Annotated in this window: 20 protein-coding genes; 14 read left to right on the top strand and 6 right to left on the bottom strand. The window is 66.2% G+C overall.

The features are described from left to right. Positions 1 to 19 precede the first annotated feature (19 nt). Positions 20 to 1,417, top strand: coding sequence for a cytochrome P450 (locus NOF53_RS00815; RefSeq protein ID WP_255965070.1), 1,398 nt, complete (start codon positions 20 to 22; stop codon positions 1,415 to 1,417). On the opposite strand, the gene lhgD is transcribed toward NOF53_RS00815, so the two are convergent. After that, positions 1,414 to 2,616, bottom strand: a complete 1,203-nt coding sequence (gene lhgD / locus NOF53_RS00810; RefSeq protein WP_255965069.1) for an L-2-hydroxyglutarate dehydrogenase — start codon at positions 2,614 to 2,616, stop codon at positions 1,414 to 1,416. The genes NOF53_RS00815 and lhgD overlap by 4 nt on opposite strands. Before the next feature lie 79 nt (positions 2,617 to 2,695). On the opposite strand from lhgD, the gene NOF53_RS00805 reads away from it, so the two are divergent. The 13 genes from NOF53_RS00805 to NOF53_RS00745 all read left to right on the top strand — a co-directional run bounded on the left by NOF53_RS00805 (position 2,696) and on the right by NOF53_RS00745 (position 15,552). Further along, positions 2,696 to 2,842 (top strand): helix-turn-helix domain-containing protein, encoded by a 147-nt coding sequence (locus NOF53_RS00805; protein WP_255965068.1) that lies wholly within the window; start codon positions 2,696 to 2,698, stop codon positions 2,840 to 2,842. A 148-nt stretch (positions 2,843 to 2,990) separates the two neighbouring features. Continuing rightward, a complete protein-coding gene (hypF, locus tag NOF53_RS00800) occupies positions 2,991 to 5,297 on the top strand; it encodes a carbamoyltransferase HypF (RefSeq protein WP_255965067.1) in 2,307 nt (768 codons plus the stop codon). Between the two features lie 45 nt (positions 5,298 to 5,342). Continuing rightward, positions 5,343 to 6,104, top strand: a complete 762-nt coding sequence (locus NOF53_RS00795; protein ID WP_255965066.1) for a HypC/HybG/HupF family hydrogenase formation chaperone — start codon at positions 5,343 to 5,345, stop codon at positions 6,102 to 6,104. Further along, positions 6,101 to 6,772, top strand: a complete 672-nt coding sequence (locus NOF53_RS00790) for a D-sedoheptulose-7-phosphate isomerase (protein ID WP_255965065.1) — start codon at positions 6,101 to 6,103, stop codon at positions 6,770 to 6,772. The genes NOF53_RS00795 and NOF53_RS00790 overlap by 4 nt, the downstream gene beginning before the upstream one ends. Next, the gene (gene hypE / locus NOF53_RS00785) at positions 6,769 to 7,866 is read left to right on the top strand and encodes a hydrogenase expression/formation protein HypE (RefSeq protein ID WP_255965064.1); all 1,098 of its coding nucleotides are present in this window, start codon (positions 6,769 to 6,771) and stop codon (positions 7,864 to 7,866) included. The genes NOF53_RS00790 and hypE overlap by 4 nt, the downstream gene beginning before the upstream one ends. 24 nt (positions 7,867 to 7,890) lie before the next feature. Continuing rightward, on the top strand, positions 7,891 to 8,163 hold the full coding sequence (locus tag NOF53_RS00780) for a HypC/HybG/HupF family hydrogenase formation chaperone (RefSeq protein ID WP_255965063.1): 273 nt from the start codon (positions 7,891 to 7,893) through the stop codon (positions 8,161 to 8,163). Positions 8,164 to 8,179: 16 nt separating this feature from the next. Further along, on the top strand, positions 8,180 to 9,307 hold the full coding sequence (gene hypD, locus NOF53_RS00775; protein WP_109326808.1) for a hydrogenase formation protein HypD: 1,128 nt from the start codon (positions 8,180 to 8,182) through the stop codon (positions 9,305 to 9,307). Between the two features lie 5 nt (positions 9,308 to 9,312). Next, a complete protein-coding gene (locus NOF53_RS00770; RefSeq protein WP_255965062.1) occupies positions 9,313 to 10,068 on the top strand; it encodes a DUF6390 family protein in 756 nt (251 codons plus the stop codon). Between the two features lie 260 nt (positions 10,069 to 10,328). Further along, positions 10,329 to 11,462 carry an ABC transporter ATP-binding protein gene (locus NOF53_RS00765; protein ID WP_255965417.1) on the top strand — a complete coding sequence of 378 codons (1,134 nt, stop codon included), beginning with the start codon at positions 10,329 to 10,331 and terminating at the stop codon, positions 11,460 to 11,462. 48 nt (positions 11,463 to 11,510) lie between these two features. Continuing rightward, on the top strand, positions 11,511 to 12,887 hold the full coding sequence (locus NOF53_RS00760) for an ABC transporter substrate-binding protein (protein WP_255965061.1): 1,377 nt from the start codon (positions 11,511 to 11,513) through the stop codon (positions 12,885 to 12,887). After that, the gene (locus tag NOF53_RS00755; protein ID WP_255965060.1) at positions 12,884 to 13,759 is read left to right on the top strand and encodes a metallophosphoesterase; all 876 of its coding nucleotides are present in this window, start codon (positions 12,884 to 12,886) and stop codon (positions 13,757 to 13,759) included. The genes NOF53_RS00760 and NOF53_RS00755 overlap by 4 nt, the downstream gene beginning before the upstream one ends. A gap of 10 nt (positions 13,760 to 13,769) precedes the next feature. Continuing rightward, a complete protein-coding gene (locus NOF53_RS00750; protein ID WP_255965059.1) occupies positions 13,770 to 14,732 on the top strand; it encodes a carbohydrate ABC transporter permease in 963 nt (320 codons plus the stop codon). Next, positions 14,719 to 15,552, top strand: coding sequence for a carbohydrate ABC transporter permease (locus NOF53_RS00745; protein WP_255965058.1), 834 nt, complete (start codon positions 14,719 to 14,721; stop codon positions 15,550 to 15,552). Before NOF53_RS00750 ends, NOF53_RS00745 begins: the two co-directional genes overlap by 14 nt. A 53-nt stretch (positions 15,553 to 15,605) precedes the next feature. On the opposite strand, the gene NOF53_RS00740 is transcribed toward NOF53_RS00745, so the two are convergent. The 5 genes from NOF53_RS00740 to NOF53_RS00720 all read right to left on the bottom strand — a co-directional run bounded on the left by NOF53_RS00740 (position 15,606) and on the right by NOF53_RS00720 (position 21,476). Continuing rightward, positions 15,606 to 16,538: a LysR family transcriptional regulator gene (locus NOF53_RS00740; protein WP_255965416.1), complete on the bottom strand. Its 933-nt coding sequence runs from the start codon at positions 16,536 to 16,538 to the stop codon at positions 15,606 to 15,608. Positions 16,539 to 16,723: 185 nt separating this feature from the next. Continuing rightward, complete coding sequence (locus NOF53_RS00735; protein ID WP_255965057.1) at positions 16,724 to 17,317, bottom strand: DUF2867 domain-containing protein; 594 nt, start codon at positions 17,315 to 17,317, stop codon at positions 16,724 to 16,726. Between the two features lie 62 nt (positions 17,318 to 17,379). After that, entirely contained in the window at positions 17,380 to 18,159 is a 780-nt protein-coding gene (locus tag NOF53_RS00730) for a M23 family metallopeptidase (protein ID WP_374212552.1), read from the bottom strand. Positions 18,160 to 18,457: 298 nt separating this feature from the next. After that, complete coding sequence (locus NOF53_RS00725; RefSeq protein ID WP_255965056.1) at positions 18,458 to 20,878, bottom strand: ATP-binding cassette domain-containing protein; 2,421 nt, start codon at positions 20,876 to 20,878, stop codon at positions 18,458 to 18,460. A 148-nt stretch (positions 20,879 to 21,026) separates the two neighbouring features. Further along, positions 21,027 to 21,476, bottom strand: coding sequence for a helix-turn-helix transcriptional regulator (locus NOF53_RS00720; protein WP_255965055.1), 450 nt, complete (start codon positions 21,474 to 21,476; stop codon positions 21,027 to 21,029). Between the last annotated feature and the right edge of the window lie 219 nt (positions 21,477 to 21,695).

Raw genomic sequence — 21,695 nt, 5'->3', positions numbered from 1 at the left:
ACGACACACCGGGGGCGATATGAGCGTCGGATCACTTCGAGAGCACCAGGCCGCGACCATTCCGCATCCCCGCTGGCGGCTCCCGTTACTGGGTGATGTGCTCGGCATCAACATCCGCACCCCGCTGCAGAATTCGATGGAGATCGGAAAGACGCTCGGGCCCATCTTCGAACGCGACGTCCTCGGTAATCGCTTCGTGTTGGCTTCCGGCGCCGACATGGTGGCGGAACTGTCGGACGAGTCCCGTTTCGCCAAACACCTCGCTCCCGGTGTCGCCTCGTTACGCGAGCTGGGCGGAGATGGGTTGTTCACCGCCTACAACCATGAGCCCAACTGGAGCAAGGCGCACAACCTGCTCGCACCGGCCTTCACGAAATCCGCAATGCGCTCGTACCACCGCACGATGCTCGACGTCGCCGGCGAATTGACCGAGTACTGGGACCGCCGCACCGACGGTGCGCCAGTGGACGTGTCCTCGGACATGACCAAGCTGACCCTGGAAACGATCGGCCGCACGGGCTTCAGCTATTCGTTCGACTCCTTCGAGCGTCCGCGTCCGCATCCATTCGTGAAGGCAATGGTCGGTGCCCTCAGCCATTCACAGCGGACGACGTTCGTGAAGTCGTCCGCACTCGGGCGACTCCTGACGCGCCGGGCCGATCGCCGCAATGCGGAGAATCTGGCGTACCTGGCCGAAGTGGTCGACGAGGTGATCCGGGCCCGCCGGGACAGCGGTGAAACCGGCCCCGAGGACCTGCTCGAGCTGATGTTGCGGGCGGCCCGAGAAGACCACCCCGACAAGATCGACGAGCTGAACATCCGGCACCAGGTGGTCACCTTCCTCGTCGCAGGACACGAGACGACCTCTGGCGCCCTGTCGTTCGCCCTCTACTACCTCTCTCGCCACCCCGACGTGCTCGCGAAAGCCCGCGCTGAGGTCGACGAGGTCTGGGGCGAGAAGACACCGGCGTTCGAACAGATAGCCAAACTTCGGTATGTGCGACGAGTACTCGACGAATCATTGCGACTGTGGCCCACGGCGCCCGCCTACGGCCGGGAGGCCACGGTCGACACCACCCTCGTCGGCAAGTATCCGATGAAGGTCGGTGACTGGGTCCTCGTCCTCATCCCCGCGCTGCACCGCGACCCCGTGTGGGGGGACGATCCCGAGGCATTCGATCCCGACAACTTCCTGCCCGAGCGCATCCGGTCCCGGCCGGCGCATGTGTACAAGCCCTTCGGTACCGGCGAACGCGCCTGCATCGGAAGGCAATTCGCCATCCACGAGGCGGTCCTGGTTCTCGGCACGATCCTGCGTCGCTACGACATCGTTGGCGACCCGGACTATCGACTGAAGGTCGCCGAGCGCCTCACCCTCATGCCCGAGGGCTTCACTCTCCAGCTCCGCAGGCGCTAGACCCGGCGGGCCAGAACTTCCGTCACGACGTGTTCAGCAATGGCGAGGGACGACGTCGCACCCGGTGAGGGCGCGTTCCGGACGTGAACGACGCGTTCCGACCCGGTGATGACGAAGTCGTCCTCGAGGCTGCCGTCGGCGTTCATCGCCTGAGCGCGGATACCCCGGGGTCCGCGCGTGACGTCGGAGCGGCGCACGTCGGGCACGTACTTTTGCGCCTCCTTCACGAACTGGCCTGTGCTCAGGACGGTACGGGCCTCGCGGACCGCCGCCGCGGTGTTGTGCACGGCGAACCGCCAGAACCCGGGAAAGCCCACCGCCGACATCACGTCCGACGCCGACCATCCCCGACGGTCGTACGCCTCCCGCCCGAACGAGAGAAAGGCGTTCGGTCCGAGCATGATTCGCCCGTCGATCCGCTTGGTGAGGTGGACTCCGAGGAACGGGTAGCGCGGATCCGGAACCGGGTAGATCAACCCCTTCACGAGCGAGGACCGCTCGGGTTCGAGCAAGAAGTAGTCGCCGAAGAAGGGCACCACGCGAGGCGATCGCGGTTCACCCGACATCAGCGCCACCCGGTCGGACTGCAGTCCGGCGCACGTGACCACGAGGTCGAAGACCTCGCTGCCGTTCCGGGTGGTGACCACGGTTTCCGCGGTCCGGCTGTCCAGGCCCACGACCTCCCGGCCGAGCAGCACGCGTCCACCCGCGGCGGCGATGTCCGCGGCGAGAGCCTCCGCGACCGCCACGTAGTCGATGATCGCGGTGTGCGGCGAGTGCACGGCGGCGACTCCACGCGCGTGCGGTTCTATCTCGGGAATCTCCTCCCCCGGGACCTTGCGGATGCCGGGGACCCCGTTGGCGACCGCTCTGTCGAAGATGGCGTCCATCCGCGCCACTTCGGACGAGTCGTGGGCGACCACCACTTTCCCGCATTCCTCGTAGGCGACGCCCTTGCCCTCCGCGTACTGCTGCAGGAGGGTGACGCCACGGCGGCACAGGCGCGCTTTGAGGCTGCCCGGTGGGTAGTACAGGCCGGCGTGGACGACGCCGCTGTTGTGTCCGGTCTGGTGGGCCGCGACCCGGATCTCCTTTTCGAACAGCGTCACCTCGACGGCGTCCATCCGGTGCAGAAGTTCCCGGGCGACCGCCAGACCGATGATGCCGCCGCCGATGACTGCCGCACGAACCTTCGCCATGAGCACCCTCCGTATACCGTTTTCGAGATATCGTCGATGGTATGTCGACCACCCCTCGACGAACGTCTCGCAGTCGGCGGTGGCACGGCTCGAAGGCGGCGACGTCAATCCCCGCCTGTCGACGCTCGAACGGTATGCGGACGCCGTGGGCCGGAGGGTCGACGAGGCGCCCGACTACGGGTTGATCGACGCCGTCACCGGCGCACGCTCCGTCGACGGCGAGTAAACCGGCGGGCGCACTCCTTTTCGGCTCCCGCGCACGTTTTCGGGCGCAATTTCGGGTGCGCGAACCGAGAAAGGGTGCGTCTGTGCCGCCGGACGTCCACGGAAGAAGACCCTTGCGCCCGGGACCTCGACCGGAGAATCATCCGAGGATGACGGTCGAACGATCGCGCATCACGGTTCACGGGGTCGTGCAGGGCGTCGGCTTCCGCCCGTTCGTCTCCCGGCTCGCCGACGACCTCGGTGTCGGCGGCCACTGCGGCAACGACGACGTCAGCGTCTTCATCGAGGTGGAAGGTCCCGCCGCGTCGTTGTCGGAGTTCACACGCAGGCTCCGCGCGGACGCACCGCCGATGGCGGTCATCGTGGATGTGGCCGTCGAATCGGCACCGCTGCGGGGAGACGATTCGTTCCGGATCATCGACAGCCGGCACGTCGCCGGTGCGAGAACACTCGTATCACCCGACGTGGCTACCTGCGCCGATTGTCTTCGCGAACTGGCCGATCCGCACGATCGGCGGTTTCGCCACCCGTTCGTCAACTGCACCAACTGCGGGCCGCGGTTCACGGTGATCACCGACCTCCCCTACGACCGGCCCAACACCACGATGGCCGAGTTCCCGTTGTGCGAGCGCTGCCTGGCCGAGTACCGCGACCCCGGTGATCGCCGGTTTCATGCCCAGCCGGTGTGCTGCCCCGACTGCGGTCCGCACCTGTTCGCCGATGTGGACGGTGAGCGGCTGGTGGGCGACGACACCGTGCTGCTCGCCGTGCAGCGGGCGTTGCAGGACGGCAGGATCGTCGCGGTCAAGGGACTCGGCGGGTTCCATCTCGTGTGCGACGCCACCGACAGCTCGGCGGTGGCGACCCTGCGTAAGCGGAAGCATCGGCCGGACAAGCCCTTCGCGGTGATGGCGGCCGACCTCTCGGTGGCCCGGGAACTGTGCCGGATCTCCGAGTTCGAGGCCGCCGTGTTGCAGCATCCCGCCCGGCCGATCGTCTTACTGCGCAAGCACCATTCGACCTCCGTGTCGCCGGGTATCGCTCCCGGCATCGACGACCTCGGCGTGATGCTTCCCTACACCCCGCTGCACCATCTGCTGTTCGCGCACACACCGGGGGGCCGGGTGACGCCGCCGCGGACGCTGGTGATGACCTCCGGCAATCTCAGCGGTGAACCGCTGTGCTTCGACAACGACGATGCGCGCACCCGGCTCGGGAGCGTCGCGGACGTGTTCTTGATGCACGACCGCCGCATCGCCGTGCCGTGCGAGGATTCGGTGTTGTCGGTGCACGGTGACGCCGTCCTGCCGATCCGCCGCTCCCGGGGATATGCACCTCTGCCCGTCGTGCTACCGGCGCGCAGTCCCGAGGTGCTCGCCGTTGGCGCCGAGATCAAGAACACCTTCTGCCTTACCCGGCAGGACTACGCATTCTGCTCGGCCCACCTGGGCGACATGGGCAGCCTCGAAAGTCTGCGGGCGTTCGAGACGTCGGTACAGCAGTTGACGCACCTCCACGGCATCTCCCCTGAGGCGGTGATCGCCGATGCGCATCCCGGATACTCGACCCGTCACTGGGCGCAGCGTTACAGCGAGCGGACCGGCACGCCTCTGCACACCGTGCAGCACCATCACGCACACATCGCGTCACTGATCGCTGAACAGGGATTGCTGGGCACCACGGTGCTCGGTGTCGCCTTCGACGGCACCGGGTACGGCTGCGACGGCACGGTGTGGGGCGGTGAGCTCCTCCTCGTCGGCCCGGACGTCCTGACCACCCGGCGCCTGGGTCATCTGCAGCCCTTTTCCATTCCCGGCGGTGATGCTGCCGTCCGCAATCCGGCCCGGGTGGCCCTCGCCCTGCTGCACGAGGCCGGGATCGGTAACTTCGACGGACTCCCGTGCACGCAGGCGATCCCGGCGGCGGAACGTGCGGCGGTCGAGTCGCAACTGGTGTCGGGCCGGGGTTGCGTCAGAACGACCAGCGTAGGCCGCCTGTTCGACGGGGTCTCCTCCCTGCTCGGTGTTCGCCATCGCATCACGTACGAGGGGCAGGCCGCCATCGAACTCGAGGCGCTCGCCCGCACCGCCACCCGCCCCGCACCGCTGACGATGGACGTGGAAGGCGACCAGATCCGGCTGCATTCACTACTGTCCGGATTGATCGCGGGTGTCCGCGAGGGGACGTCTCCTGCGGACCTCGCGCTCGGCTTCCACCACGCTTTGGCCGAGGCCACCGCGACGCTCGTCGGCCTCGCTGTCGCCACTACCGGCACTACCACGATCGGACTGACCGGTGGAGTATTTCAAAACCGTTTATTCCTCGGTCTGTTGAGAGCACACTGGAAGAGCGGCGGTTATCGAGTCCTCACCCACCACCGGGTGCCTCCCAACGACGGAGGACTCTCCCTCGGCCAGGCGGTGATCGGTGCCGCGGCGACCATGCGCGGACCGTGACGTCGGTAGCCCCGACCGGCCGGCCCGGGGACGGGAGCGAAGTCAATGACGACCACCGAAGCGGGCGGCCACCTCGTCGACACGGACCTGTCGGCAGACCTTGCCGCCGCATCACTTGCCCTTGCGCGCAGATTCCACGACGGTGCGACGCTCTGGGTGATCTCGCCCCAATGGGAGCCACATGCCCATCACGTCGCGGTCGAATTCGTTCATCCCGTGATCATGGGCAAACGCGCGTTGCCGTCGGTTGCTCTCGTCGAGCCCGACCCCGTGGCGCAGTCCCGCGTCGCAAGCCGACCCGGTGACGTCTTGCTGGCGGTCGCGTCGGCCGGCGAACCTGCCGTCGTGGACGCGATGCGGCGCGCACCCGCGTGGGGCGTCGAGACGCTGTGGATCGGGGCGGGCCCCCGTCCACCCGCCGGAGCGGCGAATCACATCCTGTGGGTCGATTCCGACGACCCGATGGTCCCGGCCACCGGGCGATTCGTCCTGATGTACCACCTGCTGTGGGAACTCACCCATGTCTGCTTCGAGCATTCGGGCCTGCTGAAAGCCGACACCGAAGAGCGCACCGAGACCGGCTGCGTCACCTGCAGCGACGAGGGCCGCCTCGGCGAAGTGGTACTGGAGCCCGCCGACGCACTCGGACCCGCACTCGTGCGCACCGCCACCGGCGAGGAATGGGTGGACGTCAGCGTGTTACCCGACGTGCGGCCGAACGATCTGGTCCTCGTCCATGCGGGAGCGGCGATCACACGACTCGACGACGGCGAGCTCCCCCATGCAGAGCAGGAGAGGGAAGGATGACCACGCACGACTCCGAAAGCACCAGCTTTCTCTACCCCTTCATCGACTCCGAGGAGACGGACGCGAAGAGCCTCCTCGACGATCTGGCCGCCTCAGCTCGCGGTAAAGCAGCGGAAAGTGCACGGTTGCAACGTGCCTCGCTCGACGAGTACGGCGAGCCGTTGACGGCGGCCGGCATCGAGATGGCCGACAGGTTTCGTCGCGGCGGCCGCCTCTACACGTTCGGCAACGGTGGCAGCTCCACCGATGCCGCGACCCTGGCGACCCTCTTCAGTCGTCCTGCGCGCGGACGCCCCGTCGCGGCGTGGTCCCTCGCCGCCGACCAGGCGGTGGTGACGGCACTGGCCAACGATGTCGGATTCGACCTCATCTTCAAACGGCAGATCATCGCCCACGCCCGCGACCGGGATGTGGCCATTGCGCTGTCGACCTCCGGCAATTCCGACGACCTGATGACTGCGCTGACCGAGGCGAAGAGCAGGGGCCTCCTGACCATCGGATTCGCGGGGCACGAAGGCGGGCGGATGGCGGTTGCCGACTACCTGGACTTCTGTTTCACCGTCCACTCGCAGAGCATTCACCGCATTCAGGAGAGTCACGCGATGCTCGGGTACCGGTTGTGGTCCGTGGCCCAGGAGCACCTCGCGAGACCAGGAGCGTATGCATGAGCACCGAACCCGCCACCTCCGCTGAGCGCGAAGACCGCGTCCTCGAACGCATCGACAAGTTCCGTCAGCGTCGGCCGCGATTGCTGGACGAGGTGGTGACCCTCGCGCACGGTGCCGGCGGCAAGTCGTCGGCCGCACTCGTCGACGCCGTCTTCGTCGAGGCGTTCCGCAACGACGAACTCGAACAGCTCGGGGACGCCGCGGCCCTGGCACTGCCCTCCGGTGAGCGGATCGCCTTCTCGACCGACTCGTATGTGGTGCAGCCGCGGCGCTTTCCGGGTGGATCTATCGGTCACCTCGCCGTGCACGGCACGGTCAACGATCTCGCGGTCTCGGGTGCGCGGCCTCAGTGGCTGTCGGCGGCATTCGTCATCGAGGAGGGCTTTCCCATCGCGGAGTTGAAGGAGATCGTCGCCGACATGAGTGAGGCGGCGATCCTGTCGGGAGTGCAGATCGTCACCGGCGATACGAAGGTGGTCGGCAAGGGCGCAGCCGACGGCGTGTACATCTCCACCGCAGGCGTCGGTGTGATTCCCGAGGGTCGGCGCTTGTCGCCGGGCCTCGTCCGGCCCGGCGACAAGGTGGTGCTGTCCGGCACGATCGGGGAACACGGAATGGCGGTCATGCTGGCACGCGGTGACCTCGCGATCGAAGCCGACATCGCCTCGGACACCGCACCGGTGAACGGATTGGTGGAGACGCTTCTCGCAGCGGCGCCCTCGACACGATGGATGCGCGACGCCACCCGCGGCGGCGTCGGAACAGTCTGCAACGAACTGGCCAAGGCCGCCCAGGTCGCCGTCATCATCGACGAGGAAACCCTGCCGATCCAACCGCAGGTGCTGGGCGCGTGCGACATGCTCGGTATCGACCCCCTGTACGTCGCGAACGAAGGCAAGTTCGTCGCCATCGTCGCGGCGGACGAGGCCGAGGCCGCCGTGACGGCGATGCGGGCGCACCCCCACGGAGCAAATGCGGCGGTCGTGGGCGAGATTCTGGTGGAACCGCCAGGCATCGTCGCTCTGCGAACCTCGTTCGGCGGCAGCCGGATCGTCGACATGCTCGTCGGCGATCCGCTCCCCCGGATCTGCTGAGAACGCTCGGAGAGGAGAATCCCGATGTGCCTGGGAATACCCGGTCAGGTGGTCGACATCGTCGACGCCCAACAGCATCTGGCCAAGGTGGACGTGAACGGCGTCCAGAGAACGATCAGTGTGCGACTGCTCGCCGAAGACAACCTGGTGGTCGGTGACTGGGTGCTCGTGCACGTCGGGTTCGCGATGGCGAAGATCGACGAAATCGAGGCGCAACTCACCTTGAACCAGGTGCAGAAGATGGGCGCCGATTACGTGAACGAGATCGACGCGTTCAACTCGTCCGAGATCGCCTGAGAGTCAGAGGTAAGAGATGAAGTTCGTCGACGAATTTCGCGACCCTGCAGCGGCGAGGGCCCTGGTCAAGTCCATTACCGAGCTGGCGCGCGGTGACGAGTTCAAGTTCATGGAAGTGTGCGGCGGCCACACCCACACGATCTACCGTCACGGCATCGAGCACCTGCTGCCCGAATCGGTGGAGCTCGTGCACGGACCCGGGTGCCCGGTATGCGTCATCCCCATGGGTCGCGTCGACGACGCCATGTGGCTCGCGGAACAGCCCGGTGTCATCTTCACGACCTTCGGCGACATGATGCGCGTGCCGGGGTCGAAGGGCAATCTCATCGAGGCCAAGGCGCGGGGCGCGGACGTCCGGTTCGTGTACTCGCCGCTCGACGCTCTGAAGGTGGCCATCGACAACCCGGACAAGCAGGTGGTGTTCTTCGCCGTCGGCTTCGAGACCACCGCGCCGTCCACCGCCGTGACCTTGGTGCGGGCTCGTGCGCTCGGGGTGACGAACTTCAGCGTGTTCTGCAACCACGTCACGATCGTTCCGCCCATCAAGGCGATCCTGGAGTCGCCGGACCTACGGTTGTCCGGGTTCCTCGGTCCGGGTCACGTATCCACCGTGGTCGGACTGCGACCCTACCGCTTCGTGTCCGAGGTGTACGGCAAGCCGATGGTCGTCGCGGGCTTCGAACCCCTCGACATCCTTGCCTCGGTGCACATGCTGCTGCAGCAGATTCGGGAGGGACGCTGCGAGATCGAGAATCAGTACAAGCGGGTGGTGCGCCCGGAGGGCAACGTACAGGCGCTGAAGTTGATGGCCGAGACCTTCGAACTGCGACCACACTTCGAGTGGCGTGGTCTCGGATTCATCTCGCAGAGCGCACTGAAGGTGCACCGGAACTACGCGGAGTTCGATGCCGAGGAGAAGTTCTCGATGCCGGGCATCCGTGTGGCGGACCCGAAGGCATGCCAGTGCGGTGAGGTACTCAAGGGTGTCATCAAGCCCTGGGAGTGCAAGGTGTTCGGGACGGCCTGCACACCGGAGACGCCTATCGGGACCTGCATGGTCTCCCCGGAGGGCGCCTGCGCCGCCTACTACAACTTCGGCCGGTTGCACCGCGAGACGGCGCAGCTGCTCGGGCAGCGAGCCTGACAGTCATGGTGTCGCTCGAACATTCGGTGCTGCCCGGGCACCGCCTGTTCGCGCAGTACGCGCACGCCCCGAACGCGCTCGGTTACTGCGGTCCTCCGGGTTCGGAGCGACTGCAGGCGATCGCGTGCGGCCAGGCCACCGACGTCGACGTGCTCGCGATGGCACGGCAGTTCAGCGGCGCCTGGCCGTATCAACAGGTGATCGCGGAACTCACGGGCATTGCCGACCAGTTGGACGAGCGGGTGGTCCGTGCCTATTGGACGGCCGACGAGCTCACCGACCGCATCGACCGCGCCCAGTTCGGCGCCACCCTCCTCGCACGGCTGGCGTCGACGGCGGGGCACTACTGGAAACACCTCACCGGGGATCTCCTCGTCGAAGCAGCTCCGACTCACAACTTCCATGTCTTCGGCGTCTACCCGTGGTCGCGGCTACTGGGCACCGGGATGCCGCAACCGCTGCGCGTCCTCGAGGCGTGTCGCATCAGCTGGGGCGAGGTGGCGGGGTTCACCGCCGACCGGGCAGTGGTCCGTTCACGACTGCTGGTATTCGAACACGGGCAGCTCTCACTCGGACCCGAACGGGAGGCGCCCGCCGACTACACCGTCCCGGAGGGTGCCTTCGTTGCCGATCTCGCCGTCGGCGATCTTGTGGCCGTGCACTGGGATTTCGTCTGCGACCGACTCGACGCCGCCCAGGTCGACCGCCTCGCGCAGCAAACGGAATGGCAGTTGTCGCAGACCAACCGACGGCTCGGGTAGCGCTACGCATCGGGTGGTGGCATCGAATCGCCTAACATGTTGATAGCCAAGATTTTCGAACCATCTCGATAGATGTAGATCTGCGCCCCAGCGCGTACACGATCGCGACCTTCGATCACATCCGACAAGTTTTCCTATCGTCGCTGGCCATCACGACCACCCGTGATGGTCGACGACGAGCCGCCGCACCGCGTTCACCGTGCCGTCACCGGCAGCTGGTGTCGTTCAGCCAGAACGACGACGGACGTGAGGAGACGTGGGTGGCACGGATAAGACTGGACGGGGTATCCAAACGGTTCGGTACGACGCCGGTCGTGCAGGATGTAAATCTGGACATCGCCGACGGTGAATTCCTGGTCCTGCTCGGGCCCAGCGGGTGCGGCAAGTCGACGCTGTTGCGGATGATCGCCGGACTCGAGTCGCTGTCGGCGGGGCGGATCCTGCTCGATGATCTCGATGTCACCGCTACTCCGCCGCGGCAGCGGGACGTGGCGATGGTGTTCCAGAGCTACGCCCTGTATCCGCATCTGACCGTCGCGAAGAACATCGGCTTTCCGCTGCGCGCCAGAGGCCGCTCGCGGGAGCAGATCCGTAACAAGGTCACTGCCGTGGCGGCGGCCCTCGGTCTGGTCGAGCACCTCGACCGGCGGCCGGCGGCCCTCTCTGGCGGGCAGCGGCAGCGGGTCGCTCTCGCACGTGCGATCGTGCGCGAGCCGGGCGCATTCCTGATGGACGAGCCGCTGTCGAATCTCGATGCGGCGCTGCGCAGTGCCACCAGGACCGAGCTGACCGATCTTCACCGGCGGCTAGGAGCCACGTTTCTTTATGTCACCCATGATCAGGTCGAGGCGATGACCATGGCGTCGAGGATCGCTCTGCTCAACAGAGGCCGGATCGAACAGGTCGGCACCCCCTCGGAGTTGTACGACGCCCCGCGGTCGACCTTCGTTGCCGCATTCCTGGGGTCCCCACCGATGAATCTGTTCGACGCGACGATCGTCGACCGGGCGGGCGAGCTGCATGTCGTTTCGGACGGCCTCGACGCTCCGCTCGGGCTGCCGGCGAACGCGGCATCGGGGCCACGGGAGGTCACGGTCGGGATCCGACCCGAACGGCTGCACCTCGACAGCCCCGGCGCCCGCTTGCGCGGTGTCGTCACCGCAATCGAGAACCTCGGCGGTGAGGAAATCATGCACATCGGCGCGGGCGCCACCAATTTCTCGATGCGGGCTCCTCGGCCCGTGCCGGTGCGGACCGGCGACACTGTCGGGCTGCATGTCGAATCCCGCGACATTCACCTGTTCGAATCCGGCACGGGGCGCCGCCTGCTCTGGCGGCCCCCACATGAGCACGGAGCATCGGCCCCCGGTGCCTCCTCACTATCGGTGGCCTGAGCCGGCCACTCGATTCACTTCGCCTTCCACTAGTAACAGGAGAAATCAGTGAAGAAGACCCTGCCCGCGCTGGTCGCGCTCGTGACCAGTGCTGCGGTCCTTACCGCCTGCGGCGGCCTGGGCACCACCACCACGGAGTCGTCGCCGAGCAATTCCGGTCCGGTGCCCGACCTGGGACCGGACCAGAAGGTGTCCATCGTGTTCGAAAGCTACAACTACGGAATGGCAGGAGCGTGGACCGACACCTTCAACGCCCTGATCGCCGATTTCACCAAGCTGCACCCCAACATCAGCGTTACCGCCCAAAAGCCCCAGGGCAACAGCCCCAACCCGGCCACCGATACGATCTCGAGTATCCAGAGCCAGACGGTCGCGGGGACCCCGCCCGATGTCGCCCAGCTCGGTTTCAGTGACCTCGACTTCACGATTCATCAGTTGGGCGCGCAGTCGCTCGACGCCCTGGTGGGCGCAGAGACTGTCCAGAAGAACTTCGATGGCGCGAAGCACCCGTACGCGCCGACGGCGCGCACGCTCGGCGACTGGGACGGCGCTACCTACGGCGTCCCGTTCGTCTTCTCCACCCCGGTGTTCTACTACAACGCCACCCTGTTCGAGCAGGCCGGACTCGACCCCACCCACCCCCCGGCATCGTGGGAAGAGGTCGCCGATGCAGCGGAGGCCATCACTGCGAAGACCGGCAAGGGCGGGGTATACCTCGACTGCCTGACCAAGACCGCCAAGGATTGGTGTTTCCAGAGCCTGGTCCGCTCGAACGGCGGACAGGTGATCTCCGATGACCGCTCCACGCTGACCTTCGCCGACGACCCGTCCGTACAGGTGGCCACCATGGCGCAGAACCTGGTGCGTACCGGTGCCACCCCGAAACTGAGCCAACAGCAGGGCTACGAGGCCTTCGCGCGCGGCGACATCGGCATGATCCTCGAAAGCAGCGCGATCCAGGGCACATTCGTCAAGGGCGCCAAAGACAAGTGGGACCTGCGCGCTACCACGATGCCCGCCTTCACCGGCAAGACCACCGTGCCGACCAACTCCGGTGCCTCCCTGTTCACGTTCGCCTCCGACCCCGCGAAGCAGCGGGCATCGTGGGAGCTGATCAAGTACCTCACAAGTGAAGCGGCGTACACGAAGATCGCGCAGGGCATCGGCTACCTGCCACTGCGCACCGGGCTCGTCGACGATCCGGCCGGTCTGCAGGACTGGGCACAGAAGAGCCCATTGCTCGCTCCCAACCTCGCCCAACTCGGATCGATGGAGCCGTGGATCTCGATGCCTGGCAACAACTATTTGCAGATCCGCGACGGCATGATGGACGCGGTCGAGGCGATCGTCTACCAGGACGCCGACCCGAAATCCACCCTCGAGGCCGCCCAGAAGCAGGCCAGCGCGCTTCTGCCCGCCGAATGAGCACCGCCGCAGGAGGGTCCGGCGACGATCTCACGATCATCCAGCTGACTGACACCCATGTCACCGCCGCAGGAGCGCTCGTCCATGGCGCCGTGGACACCCTCGACACGCTACGGCGCACGCTCGACCGGATCGTCGGATCCCGGCAACGGGTCGACGCGCTGGTGCTGTCCGGTGACCTCAGCGACAACGGCGCACCGGAGGCTTACCGGCGACTGCGCGACGTCGTGGAGCCCGCAGCGACTGCACTCGATGCCGAAATCGTCTATGCTATGGGCAATCACGACGACCGCACGGCCTTCCACACCGAACTTCTGGGCCCCGGTTCGGGCGACCTCGCCGCACCGTACGACGCCGTGCGCGAGGTCCGCGGTCTGCGGATCATCGTTCTCGACAGCACCACCCCCGGCAGGCATGAGGGCTGGCTCACCGAGGAACAGCTGACGTGGCTCGGTGACCAACTCTCCCGACAGAGTGAGCGCGGCACTCTCCTCGTGCTGCATCATCCCCCGATTCAGTCTCCGGTCACGACCGTGAACTACCTGCGATTGCAGGAGCCGCACCGACTCGGCGCGGTCCTGGCAGGATCCGATGTGCGGATGGTTCTGTGCGGGCATGCGCATCTGACCGGTGCGGGTGCGGTGGCGGGAATTCCGGTCTGGGTGGGTCCGGCGTTGTCGTATCGGGTCGACCCGATGGCCCCGGTCGGTCGTCACCGCGGCCATGCCGGGTACGGATTCAGCCGGATCGATATCCTCGGCTCCGCTGTGGTCGCCACCGCGGTGGAGGCAACGCCTGCCGAACTGGTCTACGACATCCCCGAGCAGGACATGCTCGACCGGTTGCGCGCGCTCGCGCTCGAAGTGCGCTGAGGAGAACATCGTGTTCGTTGCCGTACCGGATCTCGCCCACGCGAGAATTCCCGAACAGGCACCGGTGGCGGTCCCGGTCGTCCGTGTCCACCCACTCCGGAGGATGGTTCGGACGGCCGAACCGTACCTGTATCTCGCACCGGCAGTTGCGCTGCTGATCGTGTGGACCTACCGACCACTGCTTCAGGCCGCCCAGCTGTCGACGTACTCCTGGAACCTGCTCCCCACGACCCCGATGGTCCCCGTCGGCGCCGACAATTACCGGCGGCTGCTCGAACTGCCGGCCGTCGGGGACTCGGTCTGGCGGACCGTCGTCCTCATCGTCGGTCTGCTTCCGTTCACCGTGGTGATGCCGGTGGTGGTCGCGTTCGCGACCCGCGGCATCCGCGGGCGCTCCCGCGCGCTCTACCAGAGCCTGATCTTCGCGCCGTTCCTCGTCGCCCCGGTGGCGAGTGCGGCCGTGTGGCAGTGGCTGCTGGATCCCGGCGCAGGCGTGGTGAACCGCATCCTGGGATCAGACACCAACTGGATCCGCGAGCCGGCCACTGCCCAGTGGGTGATCGTTCTCATCACCGGTTGGCACTTCATGGGGTTCGCTGTGCTGGTGGTCTCGGCGGGTATGGCCGGCATCAGCGGTCACTACGCCGAGGCGGCGCAGGTCGACGGCGCCACCCGGCGACAGATCGATTGGTGGATCACTCTGCCGCTGCTCACCCCCACCCTGGTGTTCCTCACTTTGATGACCATCCTTCTCAGCGCCCAATGGACGTTCCCGCTGATCGACACCTTGACGCAAGGCGGACCGTCCCAGGCCACCACCAACATCTACTACCTGTTGTGGGACCTCGGTTTCCATAGTTTCGACGCCGGGCTCAGCGCGGCTGCCGGAGTGCTGCTGTTCGTCGGATTCGGTGTCGTGGCCGGGATTCTCGTGTGGCTCTCGGAAAGGATCTCGTTCCATGACGACCACTGATCAGCCCACAGCCGAACCGCCGTGGCGCCGGGCACGCGGACATGCCGTCCTCATCGCCGTCGCCCTCGTCTGCGTGTTCCCCATTTACTGGCTGCTCGTCACCTCATTTCGCCGGCCCGAGGACGTCGGCTCGCTCTCCCCCGTTCCGTGGCCGCTGTCGATCGGCAACTACCTCGACGCCACGGAGAAGGTCGACGTCGCCGGTTTGCTGGCCAACACCTTCGCGGTGTCCCTCGCGTCCGCGGCCGGACAGCTGCTCGTTGCCCTGCTCGCGTCGTACGCATTCGCGATGTACACGTTCCGGTTCCAGCGGCTGCTCTATCTCGCGTTCGTCGGCACCTGGCTGGTGCCGTTCCAGGTGACGATGCTCCCGAACTACGTATTGCTGTACCAACTCGGTCTGATCAACACGCTCGTCGGGGTGATCGTGCCGACGCTGTGCTCGGCTCTCGGGGTGCTGATGCTTCGGCAGCACATGGCCAGCTTCCCCAAGGAACTGCTCGCGGCGGCGAAGATGGATGGCCGCTCGTCCTGGTCGATTCTGTGGACCGTTGTGGTACCAAATCTGCGTCCCGCCCTGGCGGCGCTGACGATTCTGCTGTTCATCAACGCCTGGAACGAGTACTTCTGGCCGGCGGTGGTCCTGCAGCGCAGCAACGCTGTCGTGCAGTTGGGGCTGCGGAGTTTCATGGGGACCGAGGGCAACGACTGGGGGCCGATGATGGCCGTGGCCGGGTTGGCCTGCCTTCCCGTCTTCGCACTGTACGTCGTTCTGCAGCGGCACATCGTCAATGCGTTCGTCCGGTCCGGACTGAAGTAGGTCCGGAAAAGACCGCGGGTCCGGACCCGTCACCAACCGGTTCCAGTCCTGAATCAAATAGCAACGAGCCTGTTTTCGATCCTCGACGACTGTTCGCCATGGCCGATACAGTCGAGAAAGGAGAACACCGCGGGATTGGTTTCCTCCGCGCGCCACACGGCATACAAGTCGATCGTGGGGATCGGGTCGAACAATTTCACTGCCACCGTGCTTGTGCCCATCGCGAGTAGCCCCCCGGAGGACGCGCGCGGCAGGGAAGCGAATCCCACCAAAGATTTGACCGACACCATGTGCGCCGTCGCTCCCGGATCGTCCGCCAGCTGAACGACGTTGAGCGAGATTTTACTGTCCGACGCGGCGCCGAAAATCGAGTCGTACATGGCCGGGCACTGCTCGCGAGTGAACAGAACGCAAGATTGGTCGGCGAGTTCGGCGAACGGTACACCAGGCCGCCCGGCCCAGCTGTGCCCTTCACCGACAACAGCAACCAGCGGAATATTGCGCAGCACGAGTCGGGACCGGAACTCCGCGGTGCGGTGATGTCCGTATACCAGGGCGATGTCGAGGCCGCCGTCTGCAAGATCGTCGAGTTGCGGCCCAGTACGCTTCTCCCACAAGGACACTACGACTTCGGAATGGGCCGCACTCATCCTCGCCAGAGCGGACGGCAGCACGTGCCGACTGGCGGGCATGTTGTATCCGACATTCAAGGTGCCGGAGCGTCCGTCCGCGGTCGCCTTGGCAATCTGTGCCGCCTTGTCCACCTGAGCGATGATCAAACGGGCCTGGGCCTCGAACTCCCTGCCCGCGGCCGTCAACTTGACCTCATGGGAAGTACGCGCCACCAAACGCACCCCGAGGGACTTCTCCAGTTTTTGCAGATGCGCACTGAGCGAAGGCTGGGTGAGATGTAACCGCGCTGCAGCGCGTCCGAAATGTAACTCCTCGGCGATTGCGATGAACGAGACGAGATGTCTGAATTCCACAGTCACTCCCCGATAGCTCCTGCCCGAAAGACTAGCGGCGTGCCATAACTCCACGTGAACTGTGCGCGCACGTGCCGAGCAGTGCTCATGAGCACTGCGTAAACCTGGCTCGTTCAACTAGCAGGCCGAGGACCGGATTTTTGCTGCTCACGTTTCCCCTGCCTGCGCGATCGACGAGCAGCCGACTACTGGATTGGCCGTTCGGTGCTCGCACGCCACGCGCGTCCGAACTCCCGCGTCATCAGCGGGTAGACGATCAGATACCGGAACGGCTTGATCGCTGCCATATAGGCGGTCCCGACCATTCCGTTCCGCTTCACCAGAATCGCCATCTGGCCGCGGTAGCCGCCCACCCCGTCGGGGACCCAGCTGAGGTGGAGAACCCCGTGGACTGTCCGGTTGACGGCCTCGAGTGCCCACTCGTCTTCGAGTTGGTACAACGAGGCGAAGGGGAGCGTGTCGGAGTCGGGGCCGGACGGACCCTCGCGCAGATCCGCCGGTAACCGATCGCTCAGAGACGGGGCCGACCCACTCGGACCCGTGCCCTGATCGTCCACCCCGAACAACCTTCCGAGCTGGAAGCGAATTGCGAACAATGCGCGCACGGGCCAAGGCCCTCGGCTCATCGGGTCGAACGACGCGACCACCTGCACCAGCCGAGGAAAGTCGTCCGGACCACCAGGCGTCGGTAACTCCCACACGTCCTCGAGCCGGAAGTCACGGGTGAGGTCGTGGATCCGCCACGACCGGGATGTGTGCTCGGTCTTCGGCAGCTTCATCTGCGAATCGTATGGCGCCCGGCAACGTCTGTATACGCGCGATGCGCGCCTAGCCGCCGTTCCTAGCCGCCGTGTGCCCCGGGGACAGACACTCCGCGCGATCCGAACCAGCCGACCGGATCGATCTTGGTGCCGTTGGCCGTCCACACCTCGTAGTGCAGGTGCGGTCCGGTCGACTGGCCGCGGTTGCCCATGGTGGCGATCTGGTCGCCTGCTCGGACCTGCTGTCCGACCGAGACGAGCGAAGTGTCGATGTGGCCGTACACGCCGATGGTGCCGTCGTCCTGCTTCAGGCGGACCCACAGCCCGAATCCCGAGGCGGGCCCGGACTCGATGACGGTGCCGTTGGTGACAGCCCTGATCGGGGTGCCGATGGAGCTGGCGATGTCGATGCCGTTGTGGTTCGTGCCCCACCGTGGGCCGAAGCCCGACGTGAACGCGCCATCGGCCGGGAACACGACGCCCGGTCGACGCGCCGCTTCCTCGGCCGCAGCTCGTTCAGCTGCCTCGCGAGCCAGCCGCTCGGCCTCGGCCTTCGCCTGCGCAATCCGCTCGACCTCACGCTGGGTGGCGCGCTGCAGTTCCTCGGTGAAGTCGGTGAGGCCCGTGCGCGGAACCTGCAGGACCTGGGGTGCGGTCGAGAGCGACACGCTCGCCTCCGACGCGGCAGGCGCTACGTCGGCGGATGCACTGCCGGCGGTCGCGGAGGCGATCGTGCCTCCGGCCACGAGCAATGCACTGGCGGCCAACGGGACCGCTATCAGTCGGCCACGAACGGTCTTCGTGGAACGGCCGCGCAGGGCGCGCCGGGATGGCGGGTCGATTTTCCGGTGTCGAGACAAACCAGATTCCTCTGTCGAGCGGCGGAGCCGGTAACGAATTGATCACGGTTTCGTCACAGGCTACTACGCGTTCGACAGATTCCGGCGCGTGGAGTTGACATACCCATCCAGACCAGGACTCGACAGCAGAAACTGCCCGAATCATTAGTCACATGGACACCACGGGCACAGATCGGCACCAGCTGTCACTGCAGGACGTGACCGACCTCACAGGTTTGGGTAACGGATCGACGTCGGTTCCGGCATCCGACCGGCGGGGAACAGAACGCTCCCCGCCCTCGGCGTCCGTAGAACGCGGTCAGATGCCGACGTAGGCCGCGAGGTGCTCGCCGGTGAGTGTGGAGCGGGCCGCAATGAGATCCGACGGCGTGCCCTCGAACACGATTGTGCCGCCGTCGTGGCCGGCGCCGGGACCGAGATCGATGATCCAGTCGGCGTGCGCCATGACCGCCTGGTGGTGCTCGATGACGATGACCGACTTGCCGGAGTCGACGAGCCGGTCGAGCAGGCCGAGCAACTGCTCGACGTCAGCGAGGTGGAGGCCGGCTGTCGGCTCGTCGAGGACGTACACGCCGCCCTTCTCGGCCAGGTGGGTGGCCAGCTTGAGTCGCTGCCGCTCGCCGCCCGACAGCGTCGTGAGCGGCTGGCCGAGGGCCAGGTAACCGAGCCCGACGTCGGCGAGCCGGACGAGGATCTTGTGCGCAGCCGGGTTCTTCGCCTCGCCGTCCCCGAAGAACTCCTCGGCCTCGGCCACCGACATCGCGAGCACTTCACTGATGTCGCGGCCACCGAGGTGGTAATCCAACACCGCTGCCTGGAACCGCTTCCCCTCGCACTCCTCGCAGGTGGTGGCAACACCGGCCATCATCGCCAGGTCGGTGAAGATGACGCCGGCACCGTTACAGGTGGGGCAGGCGCCCTCGGAGTTGGCGCTGAACAGGGCTGGCTTCACCCCGTTGGCCTTCGCGAACGCCTTACGGATCGGGTCGAGCAGTCCGGTGTACGTCGCCGGGTTGCTACGCCTCGAGCCGCGGATGGCGCCCTGGTCCACCGACACCACTCCGTCCCGTTTCGCCAACGAGCCGTGGATCAGTGAGCTCTTACCCGACCCGGCCACACCGGTCACCACCACCAGTACGCCGAGGGGTACGTCGACGTCGACGTTCTGCAGATTGTGCGAGTTGGCGCCACGGATCTCCAGCGAGTCGTCGGAAGTGCGCACCGACTTTTTCAGGGCGGCCCGGTCGTCGAAATGGCGGCCGGTGATGGTGTCGCTGGTTCGCAGCCCCTCGATGGTGCCCTCGAAGCAGACGTGGCCGCCCGCGGTACCGGCACCCGGTCCGAGGTCGACGACGTGATCGGCAATCACGATCGTCTCCGGCTTGTGCTCCACGACGAGGACCGTGTTGCCCTTGTCCCGTAGACGCAACAGCAGATCGTTCATGCGCGCGATGTCGTGGGGATGCAGGCCCGTGGTGGGCTCGTCGAAGACATAGGTGACGTCGGTCAGCGAGGACCCGAGATGGCGAATCATCTTGGTGCGCTGAGCTTCACCGCCCGACAGCGTGCCGGACGGACGATCCAGGCTCAGGTAGCCCAGCCCGATCTCCACGAACGAGTCGAGGGTTGCGCTCAACTTCTCGAGCAGCGGCGCCATCGACGGTTCCTTCAGCCCGCGCACCCACCCGGCGAGGTCACTGATCTGCATTGCGCACGCGTCGGCGATGTTGATGCCCTTGATCTTCGACGATCGAGCTGCCTCGCTGAGCCGGGTGCCGTCGCACTCGGGGCAAGTAGTGAACGTGATCGCCCGCTCCACGAACGCTCGAATGTGCGGCTGCATCGCGTCGACGTCCTTGGACAGGAACGACTTCTGTATCTGGGGGATCAGCCCCGTGTACGTCAGATTGATTCCCTCGACCTTGATCTTGGTCGGTTCCCTGTAGAGCAGGTCGTGCAGTTCCTTCTTGGTGTACTTGCGGATCGGCTTGTCGGGGTCGAAGTAGCCGCAGCCGCGGTAGATGCGGCCGTACCAGCCGTCCATGCTGTAGCCGGGGATCGTGAGCGCACCCTCGGCCAGGGACTTGCTGTCGTCGTAGAGCGCGGACAGATCGAAGTCGGTGACCGATCCCCTGCCCTCACAGCGCGGACACATGCCACCGGTGATGCTGAAGCTCCGCCGCTCCTTCGTCTGCTGGCCGCCGCGCTCGATGGTGACCGCGCCCGCGCCCGAGATCGAGGCGACATTGAAGGAGTACGCCTGCGCCGAGCCGATGTGCGGCTTTCCGAGCCGGCTGAAGAGGATTCGGAGCATCGCATTGGCGTCGGTGGCGGTTCCGACCGTGGAGCGGGGGTCGACGCCCATCCGCTGCTGGTCGACGATGATCGCGGTGGTCAGCCCATCGAGTACATCGACGTCGGGCCGGGCCAGCGTCGGCATGAAACCCTGCACGAAGGCGCTGTAGGTTTCGTTGATCATCCGTTGCGACTCCGCGGCGATCGTGCTGAACACCAGGGAGCTCTTGCCCGAGCCGGAGACACCGGTGAACACCGTCAGCCTGCGCTTCGGGATTTCGACGCTGATGTCTTGGAGGTTGTTCACGCGCGCACCCTGCACGCGGATCAGATCGTGGCTGTCGGCAAGATGCAGCGCGGGCGACTCCGGCTTTTCCCGTCGCTTCACTCGCCCCGGCGTGTCCGTCCTCGTGGCCGTGCTCATCGTGTCTCCCCTTGGTTCGGCGGGCCGCCGTCGCGGTCTCCGTCAGCGTCGTGCGCGGGCACCTACTCGGCACCGTCTGTGCAGGTCAGAGCGGCATCCAGGTCGCCGCGTGGAAGGAAGTGTGCGGAGATGGTGATGCCCATGGCAGTCACGTTAGCTGCGGCTCCGGGGCCGGCGCTTCTCGATTCCTGATCGGTCTGGTCACCTGTTTCACCACGCAGGACGGCATCCCCGCCGTCGTCTGCGCCGCATCGCGGCGATAGACACTGGGCGGAACACCGACCAACTCGGTGAAGCGAGTACTGAAGGTACCCAGCGACGCGCACCCGACCGCGAAACAGACGTCCGTGACGCTGAGGTCGCCACGACGCAGCAGTGCCATCGCGCGCTCGATACGCCGCGTCATCAGATAGGAATACGGCGACTCGCCGTAGGCCAGCCGGAACTGGCGGCTGAGGTGCCCGGCCGACATGTTCACGCCGCGGGCGAGCGCCTCGACGTCCAGCGGCTGCGCATACTCCCTGTCGATCCGGTCACGAACGCGGCGCAGCCGTGCGAGGTCTTGCAGGTGCTGCGCGGAGGCGGGTCTGCTGGTCACCTGCTCGATCGTGCCACGCCGCACCAGCGTTGCCCAGCACCGCCGATGTCCAAGCCGCGGCGATGCCGCACGAGTGGGCGAGTTCTCGGTAGTTCCGTCGGCTTCAGGGCCCACCACCCTCGAAGCACCGGAGGCGCCGGCAGCGGCACCGCCTCCTCGTCGACTCGTCGATCCGGCTGTCACACCGGTCCGATGGACATGCACGGCACGCGATCACCG

Origin of the sequence: Rhodococcus tibetensis, from assembly GCF_024438035.1 — a bacterium.
Classification (GTDB): domain Bacteria; phylum Actinomycetota; class Actinomycetes; order Mycobacteriales; family Mycobacteriaceae; genus Rhodococcus_F; species Rhodococcus_F tibetensis.
The sequence above is the reverse complement of the archived record's forward strand: the minus strand, read 5'-3'. Positions and strand labels throughout refer to the sequence as shown.